We start from the raw sequence: 16,767 nt of genomic DNA, 5'->3' as shown, positions 1-16,767 counted from the left end.
ACCTTGCTCGGCGCGATAGAGTGGGGACGTTATTCAAATACCGGAGACACCTCGACTCATGCATAAGGCCATCCAGTGCGTTCGCCGCGTCCGCCGCGGGCCCTTCATCGCCCTTCTCGCCCTTCTCCTCGTGGGCCTCGCCGCGCCAGGGACGGCACAACAGATGGGACAACCCGGCCAGCCGCAGCAGCCCGTACAGCAGGAGCCGGAAACCACCGTCTACCAGGACTGGGAGGTCGCCTGTATCGACACCTCGAACGGCGAGCGCTGCCGGATGCAGCAAACCCTGCAGATCCAGGACGAACAGGCGCAGGGCCTGTTCCTGCAGGCCACCGTTCGCCGCGAGGGCGACCGGCACGTGATCGAGGTGCTGGTGCCACTGGGCGTGGATCTGCGTCCCGGCATCCGCATGCAGGTTGATGACGCGGGCGAGGAACTGGATGCCGGTTACGTCACCTGTGTGCAGCAGGGCTGCGTCGCCGGGCGCGAGCTGAACAGCCAGCAGATGAGCGCGCTGCGCGGCGGACAGGCGCTGACGGTCGCCTTCCGTGCCCTGCACCAGGAGCAGCCCTTCGTGTTTGATGTGTCGCTGATGGGTTTCACTAACGCCAGCAACCGGTTGCAGTAACCCGGCGACCGATCCGCGGCTCGGCACCCAATCGAACACTCGATGGCGCGTGCATCTCAAACGTCCACCGTGGGCCATGGCTTCGTCGGCCGCGGGCGCTCGCGGGCGCGGCGGGCAGTCGCCACGGCCGCCGCTGCCGCGCTGCTTTGGTGGGTGCTGGCCGGTAGCGCGGCGCTGCTGCAGCCACTGGCCCTGCTGGCAATCGTTCTGGCCGGCAGCGCCAGCCTGCTGCTGCCGGCCGGCCGCCCGCTCCCGTTGCGCCTGCGCGCCCTCCCTGGCCTGCTGGGCTTCTTCCTGCGCCATTCGTTCCTGGGCGGGCTGGATGTCGCACGTCGCGCCCTGGACCCGCGCCTGCCGATCGATCCAGCCTTCGTGAGCTACCGAACCGGGCTTGCCCATGGGCCGCCGCTGACCCTGTTCATGGCGGTCATCAGCCTGCTGCCCGGTACGCTCAGCATTCGGCTGGAGGGCCGGTTGCTGACCCTGCATGTGCTGGATCGCAAGGCGGACACCCGCGCGGCTCTGGTGGCCCTGGAGCAGCACATCCGGGCAGCATTCCGCGACCCGCGCGATGAGCGCGACAAACCCGATGGAGAGGCCCCATGAGCGTCTTCTATCTGGCCACGGCACTGTTCCTGCTGGGTACCATCCTGCTCGGTCTCGTTCGCGTGCTGCGCGGGCCGGGTTCCGGGGACCGGATGCTGGCCGCGCAACTATTCGGCACCACTGGGGTGACGATCCTGCTGCTGCTGTCGCTGGCACTGGAGGAATCCGCCCTGGTGGATGTGGCGCTGGTCTTTGCGCTGCTGGCGGTGGTCGCGGCCGTGGCCTTCGTCCGCCAGCACGGCCTGCCGGAACCACCGGATACCCCGATCCACCGCCAGCACGCGGAATCCGCCGAGCCGGAGGAGCCGAACGATGATCGCTAATACCCTGACCGTGGTCCTAATCCTGGCGGGGCTCGTGTTCTTCGCCGCCGGCACCGCCGGGCTGCTGCGCTTCCCGGACGTCTACTCGCGCCTGCATGCGTTGACCAAGGCCGACAATGTCGGGCTCGGGCTGGTGGTACTCGGACTAATGTTCCAGGCCAGCGGTCCGGCGGACATCCTCAAGCTGCTGCTGATCTGGCTTCTGGTCCTGGCCGCGGGGACCACCGCCGCGCACATGGTGGCGCAACGAACCTGGACCCACGGGGAGTTCGAGTCGGATCGATGAACGGGCTGCTGGTCCTCTTCGATCTGGTCCTGCTGGCCGGCATCGTCGGGGTGGCCTGGCGCTGCCTGGCGAGTACCGACCTGTTCCGGGCCGTGGTGCTGTTCATTACCTTCGGGTTACTGCTGGCCCTGGCCTGGGTGCGGCTGGAGGCCCCGGACATCGCGCTCGCCGAGGCCGCGATCGGCGCGGGCATCACCGGTGCCCTGCTTCTGGTCACACTGGAACGCCTGCGCAGCACCATGGCGGAACGGCGCAGTGGCCGCCCGCATTCACCCCCGCCCGACCCCACCGGGCCGCATGCCCTGCTGCGGGCGCTGCACGACCCGCCGCCCGAACGCCGGACCTTCATCCCCGCGCTGACCTTTGCCCTGGTGGTCGGTGGACTGCTGGTCACGGCGCTGTGGCACCAGCCGTATTCCACCGGGCTGGAACCGGTAGTGGATGCCCACATGGACGTCTCGGGCGTCGATCACCCGATCACCGCGGTGCTGCTGAACTTCCGCGCCTACGACACCTTCCTCGAGCTGGCCATCGTGCTGATCGCGCTGCTGGGCGCCTGGTCCCTTGGGCGACATGACCTGATCCCGGCGCGCCCGGCACCGGGCCCGATCCTGCCCGGCACCTTGCGCCTGCTGGTGCCGGTGGCGATCGTCACCGGAGTGTACGTGCTGTGGGCCGGGAGCCACGCCCCCGGCGGGGCCTTCCAGGCCGGAGCCATCCTCGGTGCAGCCGGGATCCTGCTGGTACTGGCGCGGCCCCGCCAGCTGCCGATGGCACCAGGTGCGCCGCTGCGCCTGGGCCTGACCGCAGGGGTTGCGCTGTTCCTGCTGGTGGGGCTGTACGGCCTCGTGGCCGGACACGGCTTTCTCGGCTATGCGGACGCCTGGGCCTACCCGCTAATCCTCCTGATTGAGGTCGCAGCGACACTGTCCATCGCACTGGCCCTGGTGGCCCTGTTCGTCGCCGGGCGCCCGGCCGGGGACGACGCATGAACGGCCTGGCCGAAACGCTAGCCCACACGCTGGCACCGGGCCTGTTGTACCCCACCGCTGGCGCCATCCTGTTTGCCCTGGGGCTGTACGGGCTGATCCGCCGACACCATCTGGTCCTGCGCATCCTGGCCCTGAACATCATGGGCTCGGGCGTGTTCATGGTGCTGCTGGGCGTGGCCGCCCGCGGTGAGGGACCGCCGGACCCGGTGGCGCAGGCCCTGACCCTGACCGGCATCGTGGTCGCGGTCAGCGCGACCGCCTTCGCTCTGGCCCTGGTGGTGCACCTGACGCGGCTGACTGGCCACGCGGTGATGCTGCCCGGGCCGCCCGACGACGAAGCCCCGGTGGAGGACATCTCGCGCGGAGAACATCACGCCGACGGCGGCCCCGCCGCTCCGCCCTCGGACGAGGACCGGCCCTCGTGACCCCGGCAAATGCCGAGTGGCTCCCGGCGGGGATCGCCGGGCTGGTGGGGCTGTCGCTGGCCGTAGCGGTCCTGGCAACGGCGTGGCCGCGCCAGGCCCATCGCATCGGCCTGCTGGGGGCGCTCGCAGTCACGGCCTGGGTGCTCGGTCTGAGCGCGCTTTTCCTGAACGCCGGGCCGGACCCGAAGACCGCGGCCACGCGGGTGGCACTGGGTGGCTGGGAGGCGCCACTGGGCCTGATGCTGCATCTGGACGGGCTGTCCATGACCCTGCTGGTGCTGACGGCCGTCGTGGGGCTTGCGACCAGCCTCTATAGCCTGGGCTATGTGCATGATCGCATCGAGCGGCGCCAATTCTGGCCGTTGTGGCTCTGGCTGTGGGCCGGCCTGAACATGCTGTTTCTCTCCGGCGATGCCTTCAACCTGTACATCACGCTGGAGGTGGTCTCGCTGTCGGCGGTGGCGCTGGTCGCCTTCACCGGAACGGCCGCCGCGGTCTCCGGCGCGGTGCGCTATTTGCTGATCAACATCCTTGGCTCGCTGAGCTTCCTGATGGGCGTGGTGCTGCTGTTCGGGGAGCACGGGGTCCTCGATCTGGTGCTGCTGGAGGCACGCACCGAGGCGGGCCCGACCGAGCGCATGGCGGCCGTGCTGATGACCGCCGGGCTGATGCTGAAGGCCGCGCTGTTCCCGCTGCATGTCTGGCTGGCGCCGGCCCACGGGTCGGCCCCGGCGCCGGTCAGCGCGGTGCTCTCCGGGCTGGTGGTCACCGGGTCGTTCTACCTGATCCTGCGTCTGTGGATAGGCGTGTTCGCCCCGCTGGCCACCCCGGCCCTGGGCATCCTCGTCGGGCTACTGGGCGTGGCGGCGCTGATCTGGGGCTCGCTTCAGGCCCTGCGCGCCGGGCGCCTCAAATCGATTGTGGCCTATTCCACCGTGGCCCAGTTCGGCTATCTGCTGGTGGCCTTCCCGCTAATGCTGGTAGATCCAGGCGCCTGGCGGGTGGTGGTGTTCTTCGCGGTCGTCCACGCGCTGGCCAAGGCCTCGGTCTTCCTCGCGGCGGGCACGCTGCAGCACGCCGCCGGGCATGATCGGCTGGCCGACTTGGGCGATGTACTGCGGGCGCGGCCGCGCACGGTCTTCGCCCTGGGGCTGGCCGGCGTCAGCCTGATGGGGCTGCCGTTCACCGGCGGATTCATCGCCAAGTACCTGCTTCTGGAGGCCGGCCTGGGCACGGTCCTGGCCGGTAGCGTCATCGGCGTGCTGTGGGTGCTGGCGATCGCCGGCGGCGGCCTGCTCGCGGCGGCCTACGTACTGCGCATGGTGGCCCCGTCCTTCCAGCGCGGACGCGCGGACGCCGGCGAGACGGTCTCACCGTGGATGGACTGGGTGCCGCTGGGCCTGGCGACCGTCGCGGCGCTCGCCGGGCTGGCCGGGACGCTAACCCTCAACACGCTCGCGCTGACGCCGGGGGCCCCCTGATGGACGGCGGCTGGCTGCTGCTCGCGATCCTGTTCAGCTCCCTCGGGCCGGGGATCGCGATCTTTTTCCTGCCCGAGCATCGCCAGGGCCTGCGTACCGCGCTGAACCTGGGCGGAGCCATCACCAAACTGGCACTGGTCGGAATCCTGCTGGCCGGGGTGCTGCGCGGCGACGAATACCGCTTCAGCCTGCCGCTGATGCCGGGCATCGACCTGGTCCTGGCCGCCGATGCGTTGTCGCTGCTATTCGCCAGTCTTTCGGCCGTGCTGTGGTTCGTGACCACCGTCTACGCGATCGGCTACCTGGAGGGTTCGCCCCGGCGCAGCCGCTTCTTCGGGTTTTTCTCGTTGTGCGTCAGTGCGACGGTCGGCATTGCCCTGTCCGGCAACCTGATCACCTTCCTGATCTTCTACGAGATCCTGACGCTGGCGACCTGGCCGCTGGTGGTCCATCGCGGTACGCCGGCGGCGCTGCGGGCCGGACGGCTCTATCTCGCCTACACGCTGACCAGCGGGCTAGTGCTGTTCACGGCCATTGTCTGGCTCACGCTCCTGGCCGGGGCCGAGGGCTTCACCCCGGGCGGGTACCTGGACGGTCTCGCGGAGACGCACGCGACCACCCTTCAGATCCTGTTCGTGCTGCTGATGATCGGCTTCGGGGTGAAGGCGGCGCTAGTGCCGCTGCATTCGTGGCTGCCCATCGCGATGGTCGCGCCGGCGCCGGTGAGCGCGCTGCTGCACGCCGTGGCCGTGGTCAAGGCCGGGGCCTTCGGCATCATCCGCGTCGTCAACGACGTCTATGGAACCGAACTGGCGATCGAACTGGGCCTGACGGCCGGGCTTTTGGTGGTCGCCGCCATCACTATCGTCTACGGCTCCATCCAGGCCCTGCGCACGGATGACCTGAAACAGCGCCTGGCCTTCTCCACCATCAGCCAGGTCTCCTACATCATCCTGGGCGTGGCCCTCGCCGGGCCGCTGGGCATCATCGGCGGGCTGGTACATCTGGTGCACCAGGGCATCACCAAGATCACCCTGTTCTTCTGCGCCGGCAACTTCGCCGAGACCCTCGGCATCCACCGCATCAGCGAGCTCGACGGGGTCGGCCGGCGCATGCCGCTGACCATGCTCGCCTTCACCCTCGGGGCGCTGGGCATGATCGGCCTGCCACCCCTGGCGGGCTTTGTGACCAAGTGGCACCTCGGGCTGGGGGCGCTGGAGGCCGGCATGCCCTGGGTGCTGGGCGTGTTGGTCCTCAGCAGCCTGCTGAACGCCGCCTATTTCCTGCCGCCGGTGATCCGTGGCTGGCTCGGTGAGCGCCGCGAGCCGTGGCATGAACCGCTGCAGGCGCATGCCGGGCCGACCCGCTTCGAGACCCACTGGATGCTGCTATTTCCGGTGGTCTTCACCGCTGCGCTGGGGCTGCTGGTGGGACTCTTCGCCGGGCTGGGGCTGAGCCCGCTGGGCTGGGTCAGCCTGATCGTGCGGCGCGACTATTCGCTGCCGGAGTTCGGGCTGTGAGCAGCATCCTCCTGCTCGCCGTCCCACTGCTGCCGTTACTGCTGGCGGTATTCATCGGCCTGCGCCCGGGGCAGGCGCGGCTGAACCGCCTGGTCCCCTGGGCCGCGCTCCCCGGGCTGCTGCTCGCCGCCCTGGCCCCGACCGGGCTGGAGGCGACCTTCGATAGCCTGCTGATGGGGACCCACCTGGCCGTCGACCCAACCGGGCGGGCGTTTCTGGCCCTGACTGCAGGCCTTTGGCTGGCAGCTGGACTATTCGCCCTCGGCGAGCGGCGTGACGACGCCCGGCGCGAGCGCTTTTACGTGTTCTGGCTGCTGGCCCTGGCCGGGAATCTGGGCCTGGTCCTCGCGCAGGACGCGGCATCGTTCTACCTGTTTTTCTCGTTGATGAGCCTCTCCGCCTACGGGCTGGTGGTCCACTCCGGAAAGCCGGAGGCGTGGCGCGCCGGGCGGGTGTACCTGATCCTCGCGGTACTGGGCGAGGTCCTGCTGCTCGCGGGCCTGCTCCTGGCCGTCCACGCCGCAGGGCAATCCAGCCTGGCGGCGGTGGCAGCGGCCCGCCCCGAGGGCTGGGCGCTCGCACTGCTGGTCGTAGGCCTGGGGATCAAGGCCGGCATGCTGCCGCTGCACTTCTGGCTGCCCCTGGCCCACCCGGCGGCCCCCGTACCGGCCAGCGCCGTGCTGTCCGGGGCGATGATCAAGGCCGGGCTGCTGGGCTGGATGCGGTTGCTGCCGCTCGACGCCACCGGGCATGCAGTGCTGGGCGAGACCCTGGTCCTGCTGGGCCTGGCCGCGGCCTTCCTCGGGGTCCTGGTGGGCGTCCTGCAGGTACGACCGAAGACCGTCCTCGCCTACTCCAGCATCTCGCAGATGGGACTGATGACGGTCGGCATAGGCTTGGCCCTGCTGCTGCCGGAGGCGCGCGGCTGGCTGCTGGCCGCCGTCACGCTGTACGCCGTGCATCACGGCCTGGCCAAGGGGGCCCTGTTCCTGACGGCGGGGATGCAGAACCAGTGGCCGGGTACGCGCCTGGCCCGGGCCGCGTTTGTCCTGTTCACCCTGTTGCCGGCCCTGGCCTTAGCCGGGCTGCCGTTCACCAGCGGCGCGCTGGCCAAGAACACGCTAAAGGGCCCGCTGGCCCCCGACGCCCTGCCCGGCTGGCTGGCGCATACGGAGTTGCTGCTGACTCTCGCCGCGGCGGGCACCAGCGTGCTGCTGCTGCGTTTCCTGTGGTGCTGGCAGGCCGGGCTACAAGCACCCGCCGACGGACTTGACCGGCAACGATGGTGGGCCTGGGGCGCGCTTGCACTGATGGGGTTGCTGCTCCCGCTCGGGGTCCTGGTCGTCGGGCCCGGCGGTCTGCCCGTCGAGCCTCGGGACCTCTATGGCCTGGCCCTGCTGTGGCCGATCGCCCTGGGGCTCGTCGTCGCCGGCATCGCCTACCGGCTGATCCGTGACCGCGAGACCCCACGCGTGCCGGAGGGCGATCTGGCCGTCCTGGCCGAGGCCGCCTGGAGTGCCGCCCGCCGTACCCACCGAAACCTGGCTCTGTCACCACCCCGGCCGCGCCGGATGCCGGCACGCCTGCGGCTACTGCGCCTGAAACTGCGCCAGCGCCTGGAAGACGCCGAACGCGTCCTGACCCGATGGGAGACCATCGGGCTGCTGTTCTCCGCCGCGATGCTCGGGCTCTACCTGACGCTGCTGGTCGGATAGCCCCTAACACGGGCACGAAAAAGGCCGGCCCGGGGAATTCCCGGGCCGACCTTGCACTAGCGCCGACTTTTTCTTGAGGGCTTACCGATCAGTGCTGATCGATGAAGTCCGCGGTGAAATCGGCCACATCATCCGCGAAGAAGTCGCGGAAGAAGTGATCGGCACCGTCCACGGTCATCAGGGTAATGTCGCCGCTGTCCTTCACCGCCTCGACCTTCTGCGGCAGGTCGGGGACCACGTCGTCCTCGGACCCCACGATCACCAGCGTCGGGATCTGCATGCCGCGGATCACCGAGGGGGTGTCGTTCTGGCGGGTCGGTTCGTAATAGCCAAGGAAGGCGCGCGGGGTCACGTCCAGCTCCTCGCAATAGAGGAAGCGCACGTCCTTCATCAGGGTCTCTTCCTGGTTCATGCGCTGCAGTTCGCGGGCGCGGTCCAGCATCACCTGCAACGGCAGGCCGCTTTGCTCCTCGAAATCCGCCGCAGCCTCATCCTCGTCAAAGGTGGAAGCCGCCACCAGCACCAGGGCGCGGATACCGTCCGGGTCGTGCTCGGTCAGATAGCGGGCGACCTGATTGGCACCACGGGAGTGCCCGAACAGGGTGACCGGGCCGTAGCCTTCGTCCTGCAGCCATTCGTGCCACAGGCTGATCTCCTGCAGGTGATCGTCGACCCCGTGACGCACCGGGGCATCACACTCGAATATCCCTTCACGTGCATCGATCCCGTAGCTCAGGTTGATCGACAGGGAGTTCAGTCCGTGCTCGGCCAGCAGGTCCTGCACCCCCGCCATCACCTCCATGCGCCCGTGCGCCAGGGTGCCGTGCAGCATCAGCACTACACCGTCGGAGGGGCTCGCCCCCATGCCTTCCTTCATATGCCCGACCAGGGTCAGATCATCGTGTTCCAGAGTGACCTTCTCCGCGGCCAGCGCGGCCGGGGCCACAAACAATGCTGCGGCCGCAAGGGCGGCCGTGGCGATCCAACGGGACATGGGGAACCTCCTGGGTGGTTAGCGTGATCCAATAGACTCAGTAGCGGTGGGAAAATTCCGCCCGAACGCGTGGGCATAGTCCTGACAGCGCGGCCTGCGCAGCGCATGATGGGCAAATCCGGCACGGCGCCGCCGCCCCATTGATGGTAGACGCATGAGCAATCGTGACCCTTCCCTCGACTGGCACGCCCTGAAGACCGACGAGGTCCTCAAGCGCCTGGAGGTGGACGAGCACGGGCTCAAGTCACCGGATGCCGAACAAAGGCTGCAGGACGTCGGCCCCAATCGCCTGCCGGAAACCGCACGCACCGGACCCATCCGGCGTTTCCTGCTGCAGTTTCACAACGTGCTGATCTACGTACTGATCGCCGCGGCCATCGGCACCGCTTTCCTCGGGCACTGGCTGGATACCGGCGTGATCCTGGGGGTGGTACTGATCAACGCGATCATCGGCCACATCCAGGAGGGCAAGGCGGAAAAGGCGCTGGATGCGATCCGCCAGATGCTCTCGCCGAAGGCGCAGGTGCTGCGTGACGGCCAGCGCCGGAGTATCCCTGCGGAAGAGCTGGTCCCCGGCGACATCGTCTACCTGCAGGCGGGAGACCGCGTCCCGGCGGACCTGCGCCTGACCGGAGCGCACAACATGCGCATCGACGAGGCCGCGCTGACCGGCGAATCGGTCGCCAGCGAGAAGCAGACCGCCCCGGTGGAGCCAGAGGCCGACCTCGGCGACCGCGTCTCGATGGCGTATTCCGGCACACTCGTCGCCTTCGGCCAGGGGCGCGGCGTGGTGATCGGCACCGGGGCTGATACCGAGATCGGCCGCATCTCCACCCTGATCGGCGAGGTGGAGACCCTGACCACCCCCCTGCTGCGCCAGATCGCGCAGTTCGGCCGCTGGCTGTCGGTGGCGATCGGCATACTGGCCGCGGCCACCTTCGCCTTTGGCTTCTGGGTGCGCGACTACGACCTGGTGGAGACCTTCCTCGCGGCCGTCAGCCTCGCGGTCGCGGCCATCCCCGAGGGCCTGCCGGCGATCATGACCATCACCCTGGCGATCGGGGTACAGCGCATGGCCGCGCGCCACGCGATCATCCGCCGCCTGCCGGCGGTGGAGACCCTCGGCTCGGTCACCACCATCTGCTCGGACAAGACCGGCACCCTGACCCGCAACGAGATGACGGTGAAGAGCATCGTCACCACGGGCGCGGAATATGAGCTGACCGGGGTGGGCTACGAGCCGCACGGCGGGATTACCCGCGACGGCGAGGAGGCCGATCCGGAGTCCGACCCACTGCTCGCGGAGGTCCTGCGCGGCATCCTGCTGTGCAACGATGCCGAGGTCTACCCGAAGGACGACGCCTGGACCATGGAGGGCGACCCCACCGAGGGGGCGCTGATCACCGCGGCGATGAAGGGCGGGCTGGACCCGAAAGAGGTCAACGAACGCTATGCACGCGACGACGTGATCCCCTTCGAGTCGTCCTACAAGTTCATGGCCACCCTGCATCACGATCACGAAGGCGGGGCATTCGTCTTCCTGAAGGGCGCGCCGGAACGCGTGCTGGCCGTCTGCAGCCACCAGCGCACCGCCGACGGCGAAGAGCCACTGGACGCCGAACACTGGCAGCAATGGATGGACGGCGTCGCCGCGCGCGGCCAGCGTCTGCTCGCCCTGGCCACCCGGCGCATGGAGGATCATCGCCGGGAGCTGGAGTTCGCCGATATCGAAGACGGCGGGCTCACCCTGGTCGCGGTCTGCGGCATCATCGACCCGCCCCGCGACGAGGCCATCCAGGCGGTGGCCCACTGCCAGCAGGCCGGCATCCGCGTAAAGATGATCACCGGCGATCACGGCGTCACCGCGCGCGCCATCGCCGACGAACTGGGCATCCGCACCGAGGGCGGCGTGGTGGTGGGCCACGAGCTGGAGAACGCCACCGACGAAGAGCTGGAGGAGCAGGTCCGCCACGTGGACGTGTTCGCCCGCGCCACGCCCGAGCACAAGCTGCGCCTGGTGCGCGCCATCCAGAGCCACCACGAGGTGGTGGCCATGACCGGCGACGGCGTTAACGACGCCCCGGCGCTCAAGCGCGCGGATGTCGGAATCGCCATGGGCATCAAGGGCACCGAGGCCGCGCGCGAGGCCTCCGAGATGGTGCTGGCCGACGACAACTTCGCTTCCATCGCCAACGCGGTGGAAGAAGGCCGCACGGTCTACGACAACCTGAAGAAGGCCATCCTGTTTCTGCTGCCCACCAACGGCGGCCAGGCCTTCACCATCGTCGCCGCGATCCTGCTCGGCCTGACCCTGCCGCTGACCCCGGTGCAGGTGCTGTGGGTGAACATGGTCACCGCCGTGACCCTGGCACTGGCGCTGGCCTTCGAACCGACCGAACCCGGCGTGATGCAGCGCCCTCCGCGCCCGCCGCGCACCCCCCTGCTGTCCGGCTTCCTAATCTGGCGCGTGGGCTTCGTCTCGGCGTTATTGGTCGCCGGCACCTTCGGCCACTTCCTGTGGCTGGAACAGCAGGGCGTGGCCGACGAATTCGCCCGCACCGTGGCCATCAACACCCTGGTCATGGGCCAGCTGTTCTTCTTGTTCAACAGCCGCTACATCCTGGAACCGTCCTGCAATCGCGAGGGCCTGTTCGGCAGCCGCCCCGTGCTGATCGCCGTTGGCGCCCTGATCCTGCTACAGGGCCTGTTTACCTACGCCCCACCGTTGCAGTTCCTGTTTGGTACCACCGCCATCGGCCTGGAGGAATGGGGCCGCATCCTCGTGTTCGGGATTGTCCTGTTCACCTTCGTCGAGCTGGAAAAGGCCTTCCTGCGCCGCCGCGGCTTCAACCCGCACCAGTAAACCCCGGCGTTGCGCAGGAACGCCATAACCACGAGAAATCCGATCTGGAGGGATTGCGGCTTCAACCCGCGCTGACTTCGACCCGGTTGCGCCCGCCCTCCTTGGCGGCATACAGACCCAGATCAGCGCGCTTGACGGTGTCGCGGCGCTGATCTCCCTCCCGATATACCGCCACGCCGAAACTGGCGGTCACACTACCGTAGTCACGGACCTCCAGGCCCGCGATCGCCACGCGCAGCCGTTCTGCCAGGCGAGTTGCACCCTCGAGACCGGTGTTGGCGGCCAGTACGATGAACTCTTCACCTCCCCAGCGACCCGCAAGATCGGCGTCGCGCATGAAGGTCGAGACGGTCCGCGCCACCGTCACCAGCACTTCGTCACCGGCATCGTGACCCCAGGTATCGTTGAAGCGCTTGAAATGGTCGATATCGAACATGACCAGTGCGCAAGGCCGGCCGTAGCGTTCCGCCACGGCAACCTCCTGGTCAATCGCTTCCTCCATGCGGTAGCGGTTCCACAGGCCGGTGAGATGGTCACGGGTAGCCAGACGCTCGAGACGCTGATTGAGCTGACTGATCTCGCCGGCTGCGATCAGCACGGCCAGATCGCTGGCCAGGTCGGTCGCCGCACGCAGTTCGACCGAGAGCCAGCGGGCACTTTGTCCGCGCACGGTTTCCTTCCAGGAAGCGAAACTCTCGCGCGGTGACAAGCGGCCGGTTTGCCGGTCGATGGTCTTTTCCGGGTTGCCGGCCCAGATACGGGTTTCGGCCTTCTCCGACCGGAAGAACAGCAGCCAGGCGTGACGCGGATTCCGGATCGGCAACGGTACCGCCAGCAAGCCCGCGGCCCGGGCGGACTGGCAGAACGCCCCCAGTCCGGTCCGGCCGAGCTCGCTTGACGACCAGGCCAGTTCGCCGGTGCGATGCTTGTTCAACCAGGCGACAATGCCATTGATCGACTCGGCATCCGGCACAGTGCCCACGCCGGCACTCTGATCGCCGGCGGCCAGCACCGCACCACTCGCCCGGAACACCTGGAGCCAGTCCTTGCCGTGCCGCTCCAGCAGTTCTTCCGGCTCGGGAAACTCGCCCCGTTCGTCGACCAGGACATCGCGGCTTTCATTGGCGCGCTGAATCAGCACGGCGTCGTCGCGGGCCTGGATCAGTTCCAGCTGGAAACAGGCCGTCTGCACCATGGCGCGCAGGGCATCACGTAGCGCCGGCGACAGGATGTTGGGCGAAGCCGCGTGGCAGGCCAGCAGTCCCCACAGCCGACCATCCAGATGCAGTGCAATCGACATCGAGGCGACCACGCCCATGTTGGCCAGATAGGTGACATGGATCGGCGCGACCGCGCGCAGGATGCCGCGCGACAGGTCCAGGGCGGAATCATCGGCCGGGTCGCTTTCGGGGACGAGCGGCACGGCTGCGGCCGATGCATCCGGGATGTCGCGCACGTGCTTGATGCTATAGAGCTGACGCACCTGGGCAGGTATGTCGCTGGCGGGAAAGTGGTGTCCGAGGTAGCTATCGGCCCCGGCGGACAGACTTTCAGCAACGACGCTGCCGTTCCAGTCCTCGTCGAACCGATAAATCATCACCCGATCGTAGCCGGCCAGTTCGCGCACCAGGGCGGTAAGCGCGCGCAGCAGCCCGTCACGGGTCGTGTGTCCGGACAGCTCGGTCTGCCAGTCGGCCATGGCACCGAACAGCCAGCGCTCGGGATTGCCGAAAATCGGTTCGAGTTCGGCCACCACCCGCGCACCGCTGCGATACGAGAGCAGGCGAAACCGCTGCGACCGGCCGCGGGTCCGCAGCGACACGATCATCGCACCGTAACGATTCGGGGACTCAAGCTGGGTGCGGATCTGATCGAGCCAGCGGCGAGTGAACAGCCGCTCGGGTGTCATGGCCAACGCATCCGCCACCCGCACACCAAGGATGGGTTCGAGGTTGGCGCTAACCTGGCGAACCTCCTGGAGCTGCTCGTCCATGGCAATCAGCGCACCATGCGGCTGAATCGCTCCCGGGATATGCACCGGCTCGCGCTCGCAAGCCTCGAGCGCGGCTTCCAGTTCCGGCTCGTCCATATCCTTCATCTCCTTCGCGGAGTGACAGCGGGCAATGAATTTATCGCATTTCGACAGCGCGTTTCCTGCTGTCGAAAGCATCCAGCTCGGCCTTGTAGTCGGCGAACGCCTCTCGGGCGCCCGCTACAGCCTGCTCGAGAGCATCATCGACTTCCAGCTCGCGCTCGAGCGTCGCCAGCAAGCGACCAAAGTCGTCGGGCACGATGGTCTCGCCGAAAAAACGGCAAGGCACCGTATCGCCCAGGCTGGAATGGATGCACCGGGCAATCACCGCACTGCCCTGACGCGATCCCTCCAGTACGTAAACCCGGCCCCACCAGGCTGCACGTCCATCCAAAAGGTCCAGCGGCGTCTGCGAGACCGGAGGGACGGGCTGGCCCAACGCGACCAGGTCCGCTTCCAGTCGCGCGAGACGCGGTGACAGCTCAAATCCCGATTCCGCATGATGGCGGCTTGCATGAACCCGCCGCTCCAGTCGGGCATGCGGTCGGCACATCGCCGCAAGCGATTCCGCGTACTGCTCGCGGGTAAGCTCGCGACCGGTGAGCCGCTGCATCAACCGGTGCTGATCCAGCGCCTTGTGCGCGGGCGCCGTGCCCCTGCGCAAGGCCTGGTGCGCGCGCCCCCGTTGATACCTTCTCATTAGATGAATGGTAGCAGCTTGCTGCCGAACCTGTGCCGTCCAGCATTCCGAGTATTGGGGCTTTCGCGCCGATACGCCTCGAGCCCCGGCTTGATACCCCCGGATCCAGTCCGGGATGACAGAAAGGAGCCACAGTCGCATGGGGCACCGTCGCAGGGCCGCTGCGCTCCCCGATTCATGGGACGAACCGGGCTTTCCAGGGCGTGCCAGTCCCCCCACCCGCTCGTTGAACGGCTTGATCGCTTCATTCGACACACACCGACCAGGATCGCGGAGTTGCGGGGACCGCCCGTGGTGAAACCCGGGCAGTCCGCGAGACACGCCCCTCACCCCCTTGGGATGGTAAAGTGCCGACCCAGCGCGGGCCACGAGTGGCCGCCCCCTCATCCAAACCGAATTCGTCGCAGGAGCACCATGGCGCAGTACATCTTCACCATGAACGGCGTGGGCAAGATCGTCCCGCCAAAGAAGTACATCCTCAAGGACATCAACCTGAATTTCTTCCCGGGCGCCAAGATTGGCGTGCTGGGCTACAACGGCGCGGGCAAATCCACCCTGCTGCGCATCATGGCCGGGGTCGATACCGACATTGTCGGCGAGGCGCGCCCGCAGCCGGGCATCAACATCGGCTACCTGTCGCAGGAACCGCAGCTCGACGAGAACAAGGATGTCCGCGGCAACGTGGAAGAGGCCGTGGCCCCGGTCAAGGAAGCCCTGGCCGAGCTGGATCAGGTATATGCCGCCTATGCCGAGCCGGAGGCCGACTTCGACGCCCTGGCCGCGAAACAGGGCGAGCTGGAGGCGAAGATCGAGGCCGCCGACGGCCACAACCTGGAGCGCAAGCTGGAGGTTGCCGCCGACGCCCTGCGCCTGCCGCCATGGGATGCCGACGTGAAGAACCTCTCCGGGGGGGAACGCCGCCGCGTGGCGCTGTGCCGGCTGCTGCTGTCGAGCCCGGACATGCTGATCCTCGATGAGCCGACCAACCACCTGGACGCCGAATCCGTGGCCTGGCTGGAGCGCTTCCTGCAGGAGTTCCAAGGCACCGTGGTTGCGGTGACCCATGACCGCTACTTCCTCGACAATGTGGCCGGCTGGATCCTCGAGCTGGACCGTGGCCAGGGCATCCCGTTCCAGGGCAACTACTCGCAGTGGCTGGAACAGAAGGAAAAGCGCCTGAAGCAGGAAGAAAAGTCCGAAGCGGCCCGCGTGAAGGCGATGGAGTCCGAACTGGAGTGGGTGCGCTCCAACCCGAAGGGCCGGGGTGCCAAGAGCAAGGCCCGCCTGAAGCGCTTCGAGGAGATCGCCTCCACCGACTACCAGAAGCGCTCCGAGACCAAGGAGATCTACATCCCGCCGGGCCCGCGTCTCGGCGACAAGGTGCTGGAGGTGGACAACCTGTCCAAGCACTTCGGCGATCGCGTGCTCTACCAGGGCCTGTCTCTCTCCGTTCCGCGCGGTGCGCTGATCGGTGTGATCGGCCCGAACGGCGTGGGCAAGACCACCCTGTTCCGCATGATCGCCGGCCAGGAACAACCGGACGAAGGGACCATCGAGTTGGGCGAAACCGTACAGCTGGCGTATGTCGACCAGAGCCGCGATGCCCTGCAGGACGAGAAGACCGTCTGGGAGGAGATCTCCAACGGCCAGGACATCATCCAGGTCGGCAACTTCCAGATGCCGTCACGCGCCTACGTCGGCCGCTTCAACTTCAAGGGCACCGACCAGCAAAAGCGCATGAAGGATCTCTCCGGTGGGGAGCGCAACCGCGTGCACCTGGCCAAGCTGCTGCAAAGCGGCGGCAACTTCCTGCTGCTCGACGAACCGACCAACGACCTGGACGTGGAGACCCTGCGCGCGCTGGAGGAGGCGCTGCTGGACTTCCCCGGCTCCGTGATCGTGATCTCGCATGATCGCTGGTTCCTCGACCGCATCGCCACGCATATCCTCGCGTTCGAGGAAGACGGCAACGTGGTGTTCTTCGACGGCAACTACCAGGAGTACGAGGAAGACCGCCACAAGCGCCTGGGCGCCGCGGCCGACCAGCCGCATCGGGTCAAGTACAAGCGACTCGCCTCCTGATCCCACCGAAGGCCCGGCACCCGCCGGGCCTTTTGGTTTCTGCCCTTCACCTACGCGAACCCAAGAAAGCGTCCTGGCTCGCAAAGGGCCACCATCGCAAACCAGGGAGGGCGGGCAATC

At 67.8% G+C, this 16,767-nt stretch carries 14 protein-coding genes; 11 read left to right on the top strand and 3 right to left on the bottom strand.

Annotation, left to right across the window (positions count from 1 at the left end; all coding sequences use genetic code 11):
• Nucleotides 1–58 precede the first annotated feature (58 nt).
• The 9 genes from F816_RS0108165 to F816_RS0108125 are packed head-to-tail and all read left to right on the top strand — an operon-like array spanning nt 59 to nt 7,976.
• Nucleotides 59–628: an invasion associated locus B family protein gene (locus F816_RS0108165; RefSeq protein ID WP_019594321.1), complete on the top strand. Its 570-nt coding sequence runs from the start codon at nt 59–61 to the stop codon at nt 626–628.
• Nucleotides 629–670: 42 nt separating this feature from the next.
• A complete protein-coding gene (locus tag F816_RS0108160; protein ID WP_019594320.1) occupies nt 671–1,234 on the top strand; it encodes a Na+/H+ antiporter subunit E in 564 nt (187 codons plus the stop codon).
• The gene (locus tag F816_RS0108155; protein ID WP_018168621.1) at nt 1,231–1,557 is read left to right on the top strand and encodes a monovalent cation/H+ antiporter complex subunit F; all 327 of its coding nucleotides are present in this window, start codon (nt 1,231–1,233) and stop codon (nt 1,555–1,557) included. Before F816_RS0108160 ends, F816_RS0108155 begins: the two co-directional genes overlap by 4 nt.
• Nucleotides 1,547–1,843: a monovalent cation/H(+) antiporter subunit G gene (locus F816_RS0108150; protein ID WP_018168620.1), complete on the top strand. Its 297-nt coding sequence runs from the start codon at nt 1,547–1,549 to the stop codon at nt 1,841–1,843. Before F816_RS0108155 ends, F816_RS0108150 begins: the two co-directional genes overlap by 11 nt.
• Nucleotides 1,840–2,835: a hydrogenase subunit MbhD domain-containing protein gene (locus F816_RS0108145; protein ID WP_019594319.1), complete on the top strand. Its 996-nt coding sequence runs from the start codon at nt 1,840–1,842 to the stop codon at nt 2,833–2,835. The genes F816_RS0108150 and F816_RS0108145 overlap by 4 nt, the downstream gene beginning before the upstream one ends.
• The gene (locus F816_RS0108140) at nt 2,832–3,260 is read left to right on the top strand and encodes an NADH-quinone oxidoreductase subunit K (protein ID WP_019594318.1); all 429 of its coding nucleotides are present in this window, start codon (nt 2,832–2,834) and stop codon (nt 3,258–3,260) included. Before F816_RS0108145 ends, F816_RS0108140 begins: the two co-directional genes overlap by 4 nt.
• On the top strand, nt 3,257–4,741 hold the full coding sequence (locus tag F816_RS0108135; RefSeq protein WP_019594317.1) for a complex I subunit 5 family protein: 1,485 nt from the start codon (nt 3,257–3,259) through the stop codon (nt 4,739–4,741). Before F816_RS0108140 ends, F816_RS0108135 begins: the two co-directional genes overlap by 4 nt.
• Nucleotides 4,741–6,261, top strand: a complete 1,521-nt coding sequence (locus F816_RS0108130; protein WP_019594316.1) for a complex I subunit 5 family protein — start codon at nt 4,741–4,743, stop codon at nt 6,259–6,261. Before F816_RS0108135 ends, F816_RS0108130 begins: the two co-directional genes overlap by 1 nt.
• Nucleotides 6,258–7,976: a complex I subunit 5 family protein gene (locus F816_RS0108125; RefSeq protein ID WP_019594315.1), complete on the top strand. Its 1,719-nt coding sequence runs from the start codon at nt 6,258–6,260 to the stop codon at nt 7,974–7,976. Before F816_RS0108130 ends, F816_RS0108125 begins: the two co-directional genes overlap by 4 nt.
• An 88-nt stretch (nt 7,977–8,064) precedes the next feature.
• Here F816_RS0108125 and F816_RS0108120 read toward each other — a convergent pair whose 3' ends face one another.
• Nucleotides 8,065–8,970: an alpha/beta hydrolase gene (locus tag F816_RS0108120; RefSeq protein ID WP_019594314.1), complete on the bottom strand. Its 906-nt coding sequence runs from the start codon at nt 8,968–8,970 to the stop codon at nt 8,065–8,067.
• A 154-nt stretch (nt 8,971–9,124) separates the two neighbouring features.
• Between F816_RS0108120 and F816_RS0108115 the strand changes: the two genes are divergently transcribed.
• Nucleotides 9,125–11,833 (top strand): cation-transporting P-type ATPase, encoded by a 2,709-nt coding sequence (locus tag F816_RS0108115; RefSeq protein WP_019594313.1) that lies wholly within the window; start codon nt 9,125–9,127, stop codon nt 11,831–11,833.
• 61 nt (nt 11,834–11,894) lie between these two features.
• On the opposite strand, the gene F816_RS0108110 is transcribed toward F816_RS0108115, so the two are convergent.
• Together F816_RS0108110 and F816_RS14105 are read right to left on the bottom strand one after the other, a co-directional pair.
• Nucleotides 11,895–13,922, bottom strand: a complete 2,028-nt coding sequence (locus F816_RS0108110) for a sensor domain-containing diguanylate cyclase (RefSeq protein ID WP_019594312.1) — start codon at nt 13,920–13,922, stop codon at nt 11,895–11,897.
• A gap of 40 nt (nt 13,923–13,962) precedes the next feature.
• Nucleotides 13,963–14,478 (bottom strand): biliverdin-producing heme oxygenase, encoded by a 516-nt coding sequence (locus F816_RS14105; protein ID WP_231363391.1) that lies wholly within the window; start codon nt 14,476–14,478, stop codon nt 13,963–13,965.
• A 501-nt stretch (nt 14,479–14,979) separates the two neighbouring features.
• Between F816_RS14105 and ettA the strand changes: the two genes are divergently transcribed.
• Nucleotides 14,980–16,647, top strand: a complete 1,668-nt coding sequence (ettA, locus tag F816_RS0108100) for an energy-dependent translational throttle protein EttA (RefSeq protein WP_019563271.1) — start codon at nt 14,980–14,982, stop codon at nt 16,645–16,647.
• Nucleotides 16,648–16,767 lie beyond the last annotated feature (120 nt).

It is taken from the genome of Thioalkalivibrio sp. ALM2T, assembly GCF_000381505.1.
Taxonomy (GTDB): domain Bacteria; phylum Pseudomonadota; class Gammaproteobacteria; order Ectothiorhodospirales; family Ectothiorhodospiraceae; genus Thioalkalivibrio; species Thioalkalivibrio versutus.
The sequence above is the reverse complement of the archived record's forward strand: the minus strand, read 5'-3'. Positions and strand labels throughout refer to the sequence as shown.